General features: G+C 66.9%; 13 protein-coding genes. 3 read left to right on the forward strand and 10 right to left on the reverse strand.

Annotation, left to right across the window (positions count from 1 at the left end; translation table 11 throughout):
* Positions 1-668: Hsp33 family molecular chaperone HslO (locus Q0Z44_RS17040; RefSeq protein ID WP_298014990.1), on the forward strand; the 668-nt coding region annotated here is incomplete at its 5' end.
* 15 nt (positions 669-683) lie between these two features.
* Here the strand turns inward: Q0Z44_RS17040 and Q0Z44_RS17045 are convergent.
* The 7 genes from Q0Z44_RS17045 to Q0Z44_RS17075 all read right to left on the reverse strand — a co-directional run bounded on the left by Q0Z44_RS17045 (position 684) and on the right by Q0Z44_RS17075 (position 7,122).
* Positions 684-1,430, reverse strand: a complete 747-nt coding sequence (locus tag Q0Z44_RS17045) for a pseudouridine synthase (protein WP_298014992.1) — start codon at positions 1,428-1,430, stop codon at positions 684-686.
* Positions 1,427-2,068 carry an ATP-binding protein gene (locus tag Q0Z44_RS17050; RefSeq protein WP_298014994.1) on the reverse strand — a complete coding sequence of 214 codons (642 nt, stop codon included), beginning with the start codon at positions 2,066-2,068 and terminating at the stop codon, positions 1,427-1,429. The genes Q0Z44_RS17045 and Q0Z44_RS17050 overlap by 4 nt, the downstream gene beginning before the upstream one ends.
* Positions 2,065-2,718, reverse strand: coding sequence for a nicotinamide riboside transporter PnuC (gene pnuC / locus Q0Z44_RS17055; protein ID WP_298014996.1), 654 nt, complete (start codon positions 2,716-2,718; stop codon positions 2,065-2,067). The genes Q0Z44_RS17050 and pnuC overlap by 4 nt, the downstream gene beginning before the upstream one ends.
* A gap of 18 nt (positions 2,719-2,736) precedes the next feature.
* A complete protein-coding gene (ftsB, locus tag Q0Z44_RS17060) occupies positions 2,737-3,051 on the reverse strand; it encodes a cell division protein FtsB (RefSeq protein WP_298014998.1) in 315 nt (104 codons plus the stop codon).
* A 108-nt stretch (positions 3,052-3,159) separates the two neighbouring features.
* Positions 3,160-4,443, reverse strand: coding sequence for a phosphopyruvate hydratase (eno, locus tag Q0Z44_RS17065; protein WP_298015000.1), 1,284 nt, complete (start codon positions 4,441-4,443; stop codon positions 3,160-3,162).
* Between the two features lie 144 nt (positions 4,444-4,587).
* Positions 4,588-5,445 carry a 3-deoxy-8-phosphooctulonate synthase gene (gene kdsA / locus Q0Z44_RS17070; protein WP_298015002.1) on the reverse strand — a complete coding sequence of 286 codons (858 nt, stop codon included), beginning with the start codon at positions 5,443-5,445 and terminating at the stop codon, positions 4,588-4,590.
* Between the two features lie 21 nt (positions 5,446-5,466).
* Complete coding sequence (locus tag Q0Z44_RS17075; RefSeq protein WP_298015004.1) at positions 5,467-7,122, reverse strand: CTP synthase; 1,656 nt, start codon at positions 7,120-7,122, stop codon at positions 5,467-5,469.
* A 185-nt stretch (positions 7,123-7,307) separates the two neighbouring features.
* On the opposite strand from Q0Z44_RS17075, the gene Q0Z44_RS17080 reads away from it, so the two are divergent.
* Positions 7,308-8,060: a 1-acylglycerol-3-phosphate O-acyltransferase gene (locus Q0Z44_RS17080; RefSeq protein ID WP_298015006.1), complete on the forward strand. Its 753-nt coding sequence runs from the start codon at positions 7,308-7,310 to the stop codon at positions 8,058-8,060.
* A 3-nt stretch (positions 8,061-8,063) separates the two neighbouring features.
* Here the strand turns inward: Q0Z44_RS17080 and Q0Z44_RS17085 are convergent, their stop codons facing one another.
* The 3 genes from Q0Z44_RS17085 to Q0Z44_RS17095 form a co-directional block, all read right to left on the reverse strand.
* Positions 8,064-8,888, reverse strand: a complete 825-nt coding sequence (locus Q0Z44_RS17085) for a proteasome-type protease (RefSeq protein WP_298015008.1) — start codon at positions 8,886-8,888, stop codon at positions 8,064-8,066.
* Positions 8,885-11,602: a DNA mismatch repair protein MutS gene (gene mutS, locus Q0Z44_RS17090; RefSeq protein WP_298015010.1), complete on the reverse strand. Its 2,718-nt coding sequence runs from the start codon at positions 11,600-11,602 to the stop codon at positions 8,885-8,887. The genes Q0Z44_RS17085 and mutS overlap by 4 nt, the downstream gene beginning before the upstream one ends.
* A 73-nt stretch (positions 11,603-11,675) precedes the next feature.
* Positions 11,676-12,743 (reverse strand): inositol monophosphatase family protein, encoded by a 1,068-nt coding sequence (locus tag Q0Z44_RS17095; protein ID WP_298015012.1) that lies wholly within the window; start codon positions 12,741-12,743, stop codon positions 11,676-11,678.
* A 240-nt stretch (positions 12,744-12,983) separates the two neighbouring features.
* On the opposite strand from Q0Z44_RS17095, the gene Q0Z44_RS17100 reads away from it, so the two are divergent.
* Positions 12,984-13,564: RNA methyltransferase (locus Q0Z44_RS17100; protein WP_298015014.1), on the forward strand; the 581-nt coding region annotated here is incomplete at its 3' end.

Here is a 13,564-nt window from a genome sequence, read left to right on the forward strand (position 1 = left end):
ACCTGCCGCTGGAGGTGATGGTCAACGTGGGCGGAGGCGGCCGCTGCGCCATCACCCTCGACCCCAAGGACCGCCTGCCCGGCCAGCAGCCCTACCAGGGCATCGTGCCCTTGCATGGTGATGCCGGCGAGCCGCTGCACCAGCTGAGCGACGTGCTGGCGCATTACATGCTGCAGTCCGAACAGCTCGACACGCGCCTGGTACTGGCCGCCAACGACGAAGTGGCCGCAGGCCTGCTCATCCAGCGCCTGCCCGTGGAGGGTGAAGGCAACCTGGCGGGCACGCAGCGCAACGAGGACGAGATTGGCCTCAACGAACACTTCAACCGCATCGCGCACCTGGCGGCCACGCTGAAGCAGGAGGAGCTGCTGACGCTGGACGTGGACACCATCCTGCGTCGCCTGTTCTGGGAAGAAGACCTGCGCCGCTTCGAGCCGCAGGCCGGCCCCACCGGCCCGCGCTTTGCCTGCACCTGCTCGCGCGAGAAGGTGTCCAACATGCTGCGCAGCCTGGGTGTCGATGAAGTAGAGAGCATCCTGGCCGAGCAGGGTCAGGTCGACATCGGCTGCGACTTCTGCGGCATGCACTACATCTTCGATCCGGTGGACGCCGCCGCGCTGTTCACGGGCGGGGCCGAATCACCGCCGAGCTCCGGCAGCCTTCAGTAAGCCTTTGCGGGGCGCTCAAGCACGCCACTGCCACGCTTCCCGGCCGATCAGCGCTGCCCAATCGGGGTTCAGCACCTCCGCATCCGGATGATCCGGATGCCAGGGCGACTCAAAGCGCATCGGCAGCCCGGTCACCGGGTGGCTCAGCGCAAGCTCCGCGGCGTGCAGCCACAGGCGTTGCACGCCCAGACGTTCGGCCCACCAGCGGTTGTGCGCGCCCTTGCCATGCGTGGCATCGCCGATCAAAGGGTGCGACAGGTACTTGAGGTGGCGGCGGATCTGATGGCGCCTTCCGGTTTCCGGCTCGGCCTGAACCAGGCTGACGCGCGTGGTGTCGTAGCGGTCGACCGGAATCGGGAGGCTGAGCCGGGCGAGGCGGCGGATGTGCGTGCGGGCGGGCTGCGCCGGGGTACCCTCGGGAGACTCGTCGGGCACGAGCGGATGGTCCACCGTGGTGGCTTCGGGCGCCCAACCCCGCACCATGGCCACATACACCTTGCGCACGGTGCCTTCATGCCACGCGCCGCCCAGCCGACCCGCCACCTCGGCGCTCAGGGCCATCAGCAGCACGCCCGACGTGCCCTTGTCCAGCCGATGCACCGGATAAACGCGCTGCCCGATCTGGTCGCGCAAGGCCTGCAGCACCACACGGGACTCGTCGGCATCCAGCCCGGTGCGGTGCACCAGCCAGCCTGGTGGCTTGTGTACCGCCACAAGGTGTTCGTCGCGCCACAGAATGGGCAACGGCGCCGTGGTGGTCATGGTGCCGGCCGGGGTAGCCAGTGCTGCTCGCACTCGCCGTCGTCGCAGTCGGCGCACACCCAACGCCACCGAGGGCGCAGTGACTGCTCGGCCTGCCTGCGGGGCCGTTCCAGCTCGTGCTCGATGAGGCTGAGTGCCAGCGCCGTACGGGCTTCACCCTGCCCCGTGACCACGGCATACGCCGCCTGCATGCGCCCCAGCGCCTGGCGCACCAGGGTGTCGACGGGTTCGCGCACGTGGGCGCCGTCGCGCTGCAGGCCATCGGCCACCCAGGCTAGATCGAGTCCGGTCAGCAGCGTCAGGGCCACCTCGGAGTGGGCCTCGTCGGCGACCGCGTACAGGCTCTGGTCATCGAACAGGTGGTGGCTGTAGACCGCGGTCATCAGGGCCGTCGTGTCGGCCAGCACAAGCTCATGGCATGCAGCGGCTTCGCGGATGTGCGCGGTCTGCCGCTCGGCGATGGCGCGTTGTTCATGCGGCGCCGGCGTGCGGCCCTCGGCCTCACACCACGAGCGCAGGTACTCCGGCACCACGACTGCATCGCGGCCGGCTGCGCCCAAGCGTTGCGCCAGTTCGCGCGCAAGCGTGGTCTTGCCGGTGCTTTCCGCACCCACCAGAGCCACCACCAGGCCGCTCATGCGCGCGCCTCCTGAAGGCGTTGATGCCAGGCACGCCAGCCCCACACCGACAGCACGGAGAAAAGCCCGTACAGGATCACCGTGAGCCAGAGCCCCTTGTGGGCGAACAGCGCCATGCTGACGAGGTTGACCACCAGCCAGCATGGCCAGTTCTCGACCAGCTTGCGCGCCAGCAGCCACTGCCCGAGCAGGCTGAGCGCGGTGGGGAACGCGTCGGCGAAGGCCACATCGGAGTCGGTGGCGTGTTTCAGCATCAGACCGATCACCGGCCACAGCGCGAGACCTGCTGCGGCCGCCCGCCACCGCTGCACCGCAGTCAGGCCGCGCACACCGGCACCCGCATCGGCTTGCGCCGGATCACGCCACCAACGCCACCAGCCCCATGCGGACAAGCCGATGAACACCAGTTGGAGGCTTGCCTCGCCATACAGACGTGAGCGTGCAAACAACAGCCCATACAGTGCCGAGCTGACGATGGCCAGCGGCCAGGCGGTCACATGCACGCGTAGGTTGAGGCCGACCATGACGAGAGACAGTACAAAGGCCAAGGCCTCCAGGCGACTGGCAGGCACACCCCAGGCGGTGAACCAGGGCGCCAGCCACGGGTCGAGCCAGACCAGGCTGTCGGCCAGCGACAAGGGGGCGGTCATGAACGAGCGCGAGGAGGATCAGGGCGCGGCCGGCGCGGGCGGGGGCTCGGTGATCTGAGGCAGTTGCGAAGTCAGCTGCACGTAGATCTCGTCCGGCTTCACCATGCCCAACTCGGTTCGCGCCTTTTCTTCCACCATCTCCAGGCCCTCCTGGAGATCACGCACCTCGGCCGCCAGCTGCTCGTTGCGCGCCGTGGCCTGGGCGTTGGCCTTCTGCTGCACGCGCAGCTCGGCACGCAGGGCCGACACGCGCGGCACACCGCCCTTGCCGAACCACAGCTCGGCATGCACGACGGCCAGGCAGACAAGAAGAAAGACGGCTGCAAAACGCATAGCGAAAGCTTAACAGATCGTGTCCAGCGCAAGAAAAAGGGCCCCGTGCTGGAGCCCTTGCGGGTTGTGCCGGACCGGCGTGACCACGTCACGCCGGAAGGCCACCGATCAGCGCAGGTTGTAGAACGCGCTGCGGCCCGGGTACACGGCCACGTTGCCGAGGTCTTCCTCAATGCGCAGCAGCTGGTTGTACTTGGCCATGCGGTCCGAACGGCTCATCGAACCGGTCTTGATCTGACCGGCGTTCAGGCCCACGGCGATGTCGGCGATGGTGTTGTCTTCGGTTTCGCCCGAGCGGTGCGAGATCACGGCGGTGTAGCCAGCGCGCTTGGCCATCTCGATGGCGGCAAACGTCTCGGTCAGGGTGCCGATCTGGTTGATCTTGATGAGGATGGAGTTGGCGATGCCCTTCTCGATGCCTTCCTTCAGGATCTTGGTGTTGGTGACGAACAGGTCGTCACCCACCAGTTGCACCTTCTTGCCCAGGCGTTCCGTCAGGTGCGCCCAGCCGGCCCAGTCGCCTTCGTGCATGCCGTCTTCGATCGAGATGATCGGGTACTTGTCGCACCAGGTGGCCAGCATGTCGGTCCACTGCTCGGCGGTCAGCACCAGGCCTTCGCCTTCCAGATGGTACTTACCGTCCTTGTAGAACTCGGAAGCGGCGCAGTCCAGACCCAGGGCGATCTGCTCGCCGGCCACGTAACCAGCGGCTTCGATGGCCTGCAGGATCAGCTGGATCGCTTCCTCGTGGCTGGCCACGGAGGGAGCGAAACCGCCTTCGTCGCCCACAGCGGTGCTGATGTGCTTGTCGTGCAGGATCTTCTTGAGGGCGTGGAAGACCTCGGCGCCGTAGCGCAGGGCTTCACGGAACGTGGGGGCGCCCACCGGCAGGATCATGAATTCCTGCAGGTCGAGGTTGTTGTTGGCATGCGCGCCACCGTTGATGACGTTCATCATCGGCACGGGCAGCTGCACGGCACCCATGCCGCCGAAGTAGCGGTACAGCGGCAGGCCGGCTTCTTCAGCGGCGGCGCGGGCCACGGCCATCGACACGGCCAGCATGGCGTTGGCGCCCAGGCGGCCCTTGTTCTCGGTGCCGTCGAGGTCGATCAGGGTCTTGTCCAGGAAGGCCTGCTCGGAGGCGTCCAGGCCCAGCACGGCTTCCGAGATTTCGGTGTTGATGTGCTCGACGGCCTTCAGCACGCCCTTGCCCAGGTAGCGGCTCTTGTCGCCATCACGCAGCTCGATCGCCTCGCGCGAGCCGGTCGATGCACCCGACGGCACGGCGGCACGGCCCATGACGCCGCTTTCCAGCAGCACGTCGCATTCGACGGTGGGGTTGCCTCGGCTGTCGATGATCTCGCGGCCGATGATGTCAACGATGGCGCTCATCTGGGTATCCTCAAGAAAAATGAAAGTGTTGGTGATGTGATGGCCAGGCGCAGCCAAACTCGCTGAGGTTAACCGACCTGGAATGGCCCGGCGTGGAGGCGATGACCCCCATCCGGGCGGGCCCTTCCCGCTCGAAGGACCGGATCAGGCCGAGAAGTCGGCTTCGAGGAAGCCGTTCTTCTTGGTGATGCGGTCAAGCTCGACCAGGGTCTCCAGCAGGGCCTTCATGTGCTTGAGCGGCACTGCGTTCGGGCCGTCGCTCAGGGCGCAAGATGGATCGGGGTGCGTTTCCATGAACAAGCCGGAGATGCCGACTGCCACGGCCGCACGCGACAGCACGGGCACGAACTCGCGCTGGCCGCCCGAGCTGGTGCCCTGCCCGCCAGGCAGCTGCACGCTGTGGGTGGCGTCGAACACGACCGGGGCGCCGGTGTCACGCATGATGGCCAGCGAACGCATGTCCGAGACCAGGTTGTTGTAGCCGAAGCTGACGCCGCGTTCGCAGGCCATGAAGTTGTCGTCGTTCAGGCCTTTTTCGCGCGCGGCGGCGCGGGCCTTGTCGATGACGTTCTTCATGTCGCCAGGGGCCAGGAACTGACCCTTCTTGATGTTCACCGGCTTGCCGCACTGGGCAACAGCGCGGATGAAGTCGGTCTGGCGGCACAGGAAGGCCGGCGTCTGCAGCACGTCGACTACCGAGGCCACCGTGGGGATCTCGACTTCGGTGTGCACGTCGGTCAGGATGGGCACGTTCAGCGTGCTGCGCACCTTGGCCAGGATTTCCAGGCCCTTGTCCATGCCCGGGCCCCGGAAGGACGAACCGGACGAGCGGTTGGCCTTGTCGTAGCTCGACTTGAAGATGAACGGAATGCCCAGCGCCGAGGTGATTTCCTTCAGCGTGCCGGCGGTGTCCATCTGCAGCTGCTCGGACTCGACCACGCAGGGGCCGGCGATCAGGAAGAAAGGATGTTGGAGGCCGACGTCGAAGCCGCAGAGTTTCATGGTGAGGTCCTCGGGCCCGGATCAGGCCTTCTTGACGGCAGCCTGGTGGTCCAGCGCGGCCTTGACGTAGCTCTTGAACAGCGGGTGGCCGTCCCAGGGCGTCGATTTGAACTCGGGGTGGAACTGCACGCCCACGTACCAGGGGTGCACCGACTGCGGCAACTCCACCATTTCGGTGAGCTTCTCGCGCTGGGTGATGGCCGAGATCACGAGACCCGCTTCACGCAGCTTGTCGAGGTAACGCTCGTTGGCCTCGTAGCGGTGGCGATGGCGCTCGGTCACGACCGGGCCGTAGATCTGGTGGGCCAGCGTGCCGGGCATCACGTCCGAGCTCTGCGCACCCAGGCGCATCGTGCCGCCGAGGTCGGAGTTGGCATCGCGCTTCTGCACTGTGCCGTCGGCATCCAGCCACTCGTCGATCAGGGCGATCACCGGGTGCGGCGTGTTCGGCTCGAATTCGGTGGAGTTGGCATCGGTCAGGCCGGCCTTGTGGCGGGCGTATTCGATGGTGGCCACCTGCATGCCCAGGCAGATGCCCAGGTAGGGAATGCCGTGCTCACGGGCGTACTGGGCCGCGATGATCTTGCCTTCCACACCACGCTTGCCAAAGCCGCCCGGCACCAGGATGGCGTCGTACTGCTCCAGCGTGCTGGCGGTGTCGGGCGTCAGCGTTTCGGAATCGACGTACTCGATGTTGACGCGGGCATGGTTGTGGATGCCGGCGTGGCGCAACGCCTCGTTGAGCGACTTGTACGAATCCGACAGCTCGGTGTACTTGCCGCACATGGCGATGGTGACGGTGTGCTTGGGGTTCTCGACCTCGTTGACGAGGTTGTCCCAGCGCGACAGGTCGGCCGGCCTGGTCTGCAGCTGCAGCTTGGCGCAAATCAGGTCGTCCAGGTGCTGCTCGTGCAGCATGCGCGGCACCTTGTAGATGGTGTCGGCATCCCACACCGAGATCACGCCGGACTCGGGCACGTTGGTGAACAGTGAGATCTTCTCGCGTTCGTCGGCCGGAATCGCGCGGTCAGCGCGGCACAGCAGCGCATCGGGCTGGATACCGATTTCGCGCAGCTTCTGCACGGTGTGCTGAGTGGGCTTGGTCTTGAGCTCGCCGGCGGCCGCGATGAAGGGCACGTAGGTGAGGTGCACGAAGGCGGTGCTGGCCGGACCCTGCTTGAGGCTCATCTGACGGGCCGCCTCCATGAAGGGCAGCGACTCGATGTCACCCACGGTGCCGCCGATTTCCACGATGGCCACGTCAACCGCTTCGGGCGTGCCGACACCCGCACCACGGCGCACGAACTCCTGGATCTCGTTGGTGATGTGGGGGATGACCTGCACGGTCTTGCCCAGGTAGTCACCACGGCGTTCCTTCTCGAGCACGGACTTGTAGATCTGCCCGGTCGTGAAGTTGTTGGCCTTCTTCATCCGCGTGGTGATGAAGCGCTCGTAGTGGCCCAGGTCGAGGTCGGTTTCCGCGCCGTCGTCGGTGACGAAGACCTCACCGTGCTGCATGGGCGACATGGTGCCCGGGTCGACGTTGATGTACGGGTCGAGCTTGATGAGGGTGACGGTGAGGCCGCGCGATTCGAGGATGGCAGCCAAAGACGCAGCGGCGATGCCCTTACCGAGTGAGGACACCACACCGCCGGTGACGAAGACAAACTTGGTCATGTGCGCAGAAGCGCTCGCACGGTATGCGAACGCTGCGGTGGTAAAGCGGCATTATAGGTGGTTCGGCGCGCCACCGGGCGCGGACGGGGCCGCGCTCTGCCCGCGTGCACCACGGTGGAGCCCCCCCTTGCGGACGTCGGATAATCGTCCGATGCGCCCTTACCGCCTGGCGCCCTGGAGACCCTGTGCTGTTTGCCCTGCGCATGCTGCTGCTGAGCGTGCACTTCATCGTGGCCACACTCGCTGGCTTGACTGTCTGCATTCTGCGTCCGTTCAACCCCGAGAACACACCCCTGTGTGCGCGGTTGTACGCCCTGCCCGCCCTGCGCATCCTGGGGCTGCGTGTGCGCCTGGATCCAAGCGTTGTGGCAGACCAGCCTCGCCCGGCTGTCATCGTGGCCAACCATCTGTCAAACCACGACCTGTTCGTGTTCGGGCAGGTCGTGCCGCACCGCACCGTGAGCCTGGGCAAGCAGAGCCTGAAGTGGCTGCCGCTGTTCGGTCAGCTGTACTGGCTGGCCGGCAATGTGCTGATCCAGCGGGGCAATGCCGTTCGCGCCCGCCAGGCCATGACGCAACTGAACGACACGCTGCATGCGCGCGACATCTCGATCTGGATCTTTGCTGAAGGTACGCGCAGCCACGGGCGCGGGCTGGGGCCATTCAAGAAAGGCGCCTTCCAGTTGGCCATCAATGCGGGCGTGCCGATCATTCCGATCTGCAGCAACAACTATGTCCGGCAGATGCGCCTGAATCGCTGGCACAGCGGCGACGTGATCCTCAAGGCCTTGCCGCCCATCTCGACCGAAGAGCTAGGCGCGGACGACGTGCCCGCCCTCATGGAGCGCTGCCACGCCGAGATGGCCGCCTGCATCGCCGAGCTCGATCGGCAGGCCAGCAGCGCGCCGGCCACCGACCGGAACGCCACGCCGGCGTGAGCCTCAACCCTGAGGCGCGTTGATCTTGCTCAGCGGGTTCATCGCCTGGTGCTGAGGCACCACGTTGGCGGCCAGATCGGGTTGGTCGCCATTCCAGGTCGGGTCAGGGATGGAGTCGAACACCTGGCGCAGGCGCTGCCCCCAGCTGCTGCGGATCATGCGGAAGTAGGCGTTCGACTCGTCGATGTGGATCAGCTTGTCGACCTGCAGGCTGTCTGCTTCGTAGACCATGAGGTCGAGTGGCAACCCCACCGACAGGTTGGATTTCAGCGTCGAATCCATCGAGATCAGCGCGCACTTGGCCGCCTCTTCCAGCGGGGTGTTGGGCGTGACCACGCGGTCGATCACCGGCTTGCCGTACTTCGATTCACCGATCTGGAAATAGCAGACGCCGTCGATGCCGGCCTCGACGAAGTTGCCGGCCGCATAGACGTTGAACAGGCGCATGGTCTCGCCCTTGATCTGCCCGCCGATGGTCAGGTTGCAGTTGAAGTCGATACCGTGCTTCTTGAGGGCATCGGCATCCCGCGCGTGGACCTTGCGCACGGCGCTGCCCACGATGCGGGCCACGTCGAACAGGCTCTTGGCTGTCCAGATGGTGACCGGTTCGCCGTCAGAGCCTTCGATGGTCTCGTTGCCCAGCAGTTGCTTCACCGCTTGGGTGATGGCCAGGTTGCCGGCCGTCATCAGCACGAGCACGCGGTCACCCGGCTTTTCGTAGACCGACATCTTGCGGAACGTGCTGATCTGGTCCATGCCCGCGTTGGTGCGCGAGTCGGACAGGAACACAAGACCGGCGTTGAGCCGCATGGCAACACAGTAGGTCATGATGAAAACACCGCTTTGAGTTTGTAGAGCGCGTCCAGCGCCTCACGAGGAGTCAGGGTATCGGGGTCGATGCCGGCAAGCAAGGTCAGGGCCTGCGCTTCCGCCGGGCTCAGGGTTTCGCCGGCCGGGCTGGCCAGCGCGGCACCCTGGGCGGCCACCGCATCGGCATCGAAACCGCCCGCGTCGGCCGCGGCAAACAGGTCGATCTGCTGTTCGTGCTGGCGTTGCTGGGCTTCGAGCGATTCCAGCGTGGCGCGGGCCTGGCGGATCAGGGTGTGCGGCATGCCGGCCAGGCGCGCCACCTGCACGCCGTAGCTGCGGCTGGCGGGGCCGTGCTGCAGTTCGTGCAGGAAGACGATGTCGTCGCCCGACTCGGCGACGCCGACGTGCACGTTGAGCGCGCGCGGGTGCTTTTCGGGCAGCGCGGTCAGCTCGAAATAGTGCGTGGCGAACAGCGTGAAGGCCTTGTTCTTGTCGTGCAGGTGGCTGGCAATCGCACCGGCCAGCGACAGGCCGTCGAACGTGGAGGTGCCCCGGCCGATCTCGTCCATCAGCACGAGCGAATGCTCGGTGGCGGTGTGGACGATGGCGGCGGCTTCGGTCATCTCCATCATGAAGGTGGACTGGGCGTTGGCCAGGTCATCGGCCGCGCCGATGCGGGTGTGGATGGCGTCGATCGGGCCCAGTCGGCATGCGGCCGCCGGCACGTAAGACCCCATCGACGCGAGCAACACGATCAGCGCCACCTGCCGCATGAAGGTCGACTTACCGCCCATGTTCGGGCCAGTGATGATCATCATGCGACGGTTGGCGTCGAAGCGGCAGTCATTCGGGATGAAGGCCGTGCCGGTCGTCTCCATCAGGCGCGCCTCGACCACAGGGTGGCGCCCCTTCTCGATCTCGATGCACGGGTGGTTGCAGAACTCGGGGCGGGCCCAGCCCAGCGTCTGGGCGCGCTCGGCCAAAGCCGCCAGCGCATCCAGCGTCGACAGCGCCCGGGCCAGCGCGCCCAGCACGGCGATGTGCTGCTGCAGGAAGTCGATCAGCGCGTCATACAGCGCCTTCTCGCGGGCCAGCGCACGGTCCTGCGCCGACAGGGCCTTGTCTTCGAAGGCCTTGAGTTCGGGTGTGATGAAGCGCTCGGCGTTCTTGAGCGTCTGGCGGCGCTGGTAGTCGAGCGGCACCTTGTCGGCATGGCTTTGCGTGACCTCGATGTAGAAGCCGTGCACCTTGTTGAACTGCACGCGCAGGTTGGAGATGCCGGTGCGGGCGCGCTCGCGGGCCTCGAGTTCGAGCAGGAAGGCGTCGCAGTTCTCGGAGATGGCCCGCAGCTCGTCGAGGTCGGCATCGAAGCCGGTCGCGATCACGCCACCGTCGCGCAACAGCACGGCGGGCGTTTCCATCAGCATGGCCTGCAGCCGCTCGGCGATGGCCGGATCGGGCTGCAGCGCCGTGGCAAGTTGCGCCAGCAAGGGCGCGCCTTCGGGCACGCGCTCACGCAGCGCAGGCAGGCCCAACAGCGTGTCGCGCAGGCCGGCCAGCTCGCGCGGGCGCACCTGGCGCAGCGCGATGCGGGCATTGATGCGCTCGACGTCGCTCATCTGGCGCAGGGCCTCGCGCAGGGCTTCGTGGCCCTGCTCGTGGTGCGGCGGCGCCAGCAGCGTGGCAATGGCATCGAGCCGGGCGCGGGCCACGGCCCGGTCGCGCAGCGGCTGCGTGAGCCACTGGCGCAGCGCGCGGCTGCCCATGCCGGTGCGGCAGGTGTCGATCAGCGACAGCAGCGTGGGCGAATCTTCGCCACGCAGCGTCTGCACCAGTTCGAGGTTGCGCAGGGTGGCGGGCGGCAGGTCGAGCAGCTCGCTGGTGCGCGGTACCTCGAGCGTGGCCACGTGCGACAGCGCCCTGCCCTGTGTGTGTTCGGCAAAGCTCAGCAGCGCGGCGGCGGCGCTGTGCGCCAGCGGCATCTCTTGCGCGCCCCAGCTTTGCAGGTGGCCCACCTGCAGTTGTTCGCACAGCTTGCGCAGGCCCAGGCCGGCATCGAACTGCCAGGTGGGCCGGCTGGTGAGCGCGGTGCCACGGCCGCCCTGCGACAGCATGGGCTGCAGCGTGGGCGGCACGCGCTCGCGGTCGAACAGGATTTCAGCCGGTTGCAGGCGGGCCAGCCAGCCGGCGAGCTCGCGCTCGGTGCATTCGGTCAGGCCCAGCTTGCCGCTGGACAGACCCAGCCAGGCCAGGCCGCAGGGCACGGCGTGCTCGGCATGGCGGCCGCGCTTGTCCATCACCACGGCCAGCAGCAGCGCGTCAGAGCGCTCGGACAGCAGCTCGGTGTCGGTCAACGTGCCGGGGGTGACCACGCGCACCACCTTGCGCTCGACCGGGCCCTTGGTGGCACCGACCTCGCCCACCTGCTCGGCAATCGCCACTGACTCGCCCAGGCGGATCAGCTTGGCCAGGTAGGTCTCGACCGCATGCACGGGCACGCCGGCCATCACCACCGGCTCGCCGGCCGACTGGCCCCGCACCGTCAGCGTGATGTCGATCAGCCGGTTGGCCTTGCGGGCGTCGTCGTAGAAGAGCTCGTAGAAATCCCCCATGCGGTAGAACACGAGGGTGTCGGGATGCTCGGCCTTGATGCGCAGGTACTGCGCCATCATGGGCGTGTGAGCGCTGAAGTCGGTGGCGGTCGCGGTGGGCGGCACGGGGGCTCCGGACATCGGCTGCAAGGACTCGGGGTCGCCAGATCGGCGTTGAAATCAGGCCGAGCGCGAGGGTGCGCTCAGCCCCGCATCAGAACGGTGCGTCGTCGCGGCGGGCCGGGCGGCCGGGGCGCTTGGGCTCGCGCTCAGCGGCGTCGCGGTCTTCCTGGGCCTTGGCGGCGGCGGTGATGCGCTTGCGCTGGGGCTTCTCGACCTCGGCCGGCTGCTGCGCCACCTTCTCTGCCTGGGCGGCGTCTTCGGCGGCCTGCAGCTGCTGGATCAGGGCGTCGTCTTCGGGGTCGCTTTCGCCTTCGTCGGCATCCAGCGCGGCGTCGGCCTTGGCGTCTTCCGTGATCACGCGGGTGTACGGTGCCAGGGTCTTGACCAGCTGGCCGTAGATACGCGGGTTGCCGGCCACGATTTCACGCTGGTAGAGGAAGTCGGGCTCGCCGGTGAAGTTGCCCACCAGGCCGCCGGCCTCGGTGATCATCAGCGAACCGGCGGCGATGTCCCAGGGGCTCAGGCCGGTCTCAAAGAAGCCGTCGTAGAAGCCGGCGGCCACGTAGCACAGGTCAAGCGCGGCAGCACCCGGGCGACGCACGCCGGCGCACTGCACCATCACCTCTTCGAACATTTTGAGGTAGCGCTGGAAGTTGTCGCCCTTGCGGAAGGGAAAGCCCGTGCCGATCAGGCACTCGAGCATGCGGGTGCGCTTCGAGACGCGGATGCGGCGGTCGTTCATGTACGCGCCCTTGCCCTTGGACGCGTAGAACAGGTCGTTGCGGGCCGGGTCATAGACCACCGCCTGCTGGACCTGGCCGCGGAAGGACAGTGCGATCGAGACCGCGTAGACCGGGAAGCCGTGGATGAAGTTCGTGGTGCCGTCGAGCGGATCGATGATCCAGACGTAGTCGCTGTGGCGTGCGCCGTGCTCGCGGCCCGACTCTTCGGCCAGGATGCCGTGACCCGGATAGGCCTCGAGGATGGTTGCGATGATCGCGTCTTCTGCTGCCTTGTCCACCTCGGTGACGAAGTCGTTGTGCGACTTGGCCGTCACGGTGAGGCGCTCGATGTCGAGCGACGCCCGGTTGATGATCGCCCCGGCTGCGCGTGCAGCTTTGATGGCGATGTTGAGCATGGGGTGCAGGGCTTGAGACATGGATGTGAGCGTTTCAACGTTGGGCGACGGGGGACGCGGGGCACGGCGGGCACCCACCGCCCCGGCAAGCAAGGTCCGGACGGGCATCGGGCGCGGGCCACGCACGGCGTCCGGCAGCGGGTTCACATGAACCCACGGCGCAAGCGCGTCGCAGACAGGCAGCAGCAGTGATCAAAGAACGAGCGAGAATCGCGCATTCTAGCCAAGCGCTGTCTTTTTTGCACCAACTTTCGGGACCCGATGAGCACCGACGCCACTGCCCCCCGCCTCCCCGATCCCACGCGCTTCGTGCTGATCGGCACCAGCCACCCCGGCAACGTGGGTGCCACGGCCCGCGCGATGAAGGTGATGGGCTTCTCGGAACTGATGCTGGTGCGCCCGCGCTTCAGCGATGTGCTGATTCAGGAAGAGACGGTGGCCATGGCCAGCGGGGCGGCCGACATCCTGGCGCGGGCCCGCGTCGTCGACACGCTGGCCGAGGCGCTGGAAGGTGTGACCTGTGCACTGGCCACGGCCATGACGCCGCGGGACTTCGGCCCGCCCACGTTGTCGCCGCGTGAGGGATTGGCCGCACTGGCGCAGGCACCGGAGGCGCACAAGGTCGCCTTCGTGTTCGGCAGCGAGCGCTACGGTATGGCGAACGAGGACGTGTACCGGTGCCACGCCGTGCTGAGCATCCCCACCAACCCGGACTACGGCTCGCTCAACCTCTCACAGGCCGTGCAGTTGCTTTCCTATGAATGGCGGCAGGAGTTGGGTGTATTCGGCGTGGCGCCACGCACGACCGAGCCCGCACAGGCTTCCGGACAGGCCGTTCAGGG

Source organism: uncultured Aquabacterium sp., assembly GCF_947366995.1.
In the GTDB taxonomy this organism is placed as follows: Bacteria; Pseudomonadota; Gammaproteobacteria; order Burkholderiales; family Burkholderiaceae_C; genus Aquabacterium.

Bases quoted from the DNA above. Each gene is read 5' to 3' on its own strand.
- Q0Z44_RS17085 (WP_298015008.1), bottom strand. From the start codon at position 8,888: ATGACCTACTGTGTTGCCATGCGGCTCAACGCCGGTCTTGTGTTCCTG.
- eno (WP_298015000.1), bottom strand. From the start codon at position 4,443: ATGAGCGCCATCGTTGACATCATCGGCCGCGAGATCATCGACAGCCGA.
- Q0Z44_RS17050 (WP_298014994.1), bottom strand. From the start codon at position 2,068: ATGAGCGGCCTGGTGGTGGCTCTGGTGGGTGCGGAAAGCACCGGCAAG.
- ftsB (WP_298014998.1), bottom strand. From the start codon at position 3,051: ATGCGTTTTGCAGCCGTCTTTCTTCTTGTCTGCCTGGCCGTCGTGCAT.
- Q0Z44_RS17075 (WP_298015004.1), bottom strand. From the start codon at position 7,122: ATGACCAAGTTTGTCTTCGTCACCGGCGGTGTGGTGTCCTCACTCGGT.
- kdsA (WP_298015002.1), bottom strand. From the start codon at position 5,445: ATGAAACTCTGCGGCTTCGACGTCGGCCTCCAACATCCTTTCTTCCTG.
- mutS (WP_298015010.1), bottom strand. From the start codon at position 11,602: ATGTCCGGAGCCCCCGTGCCGCCCACCGCGACCGCCACCGACTTCAGC.
- Q0Z44_RS17045 (WP_298014992.1), bottom strand. From the start codon at position 1,430: ATGACCACCACGGCGCCGTTGCCCATTCTGTGGCGCGACGAACACCTT.
- pnuC (WP_298014996.1), bottom strand. From the start codon at position 2,718: ATGACCGCCCCCTTGTCGCTGGCCGACAGCCTGGTCTGGCTCGACCCG.
- Q0Z44_RS17095 (WP_298015012.1), bottom strand. From the start codon at position 12,743: ATGTCTCAAGCCCTGCACCCCATGCTCAACATCGCCATCAAAGCTGCA.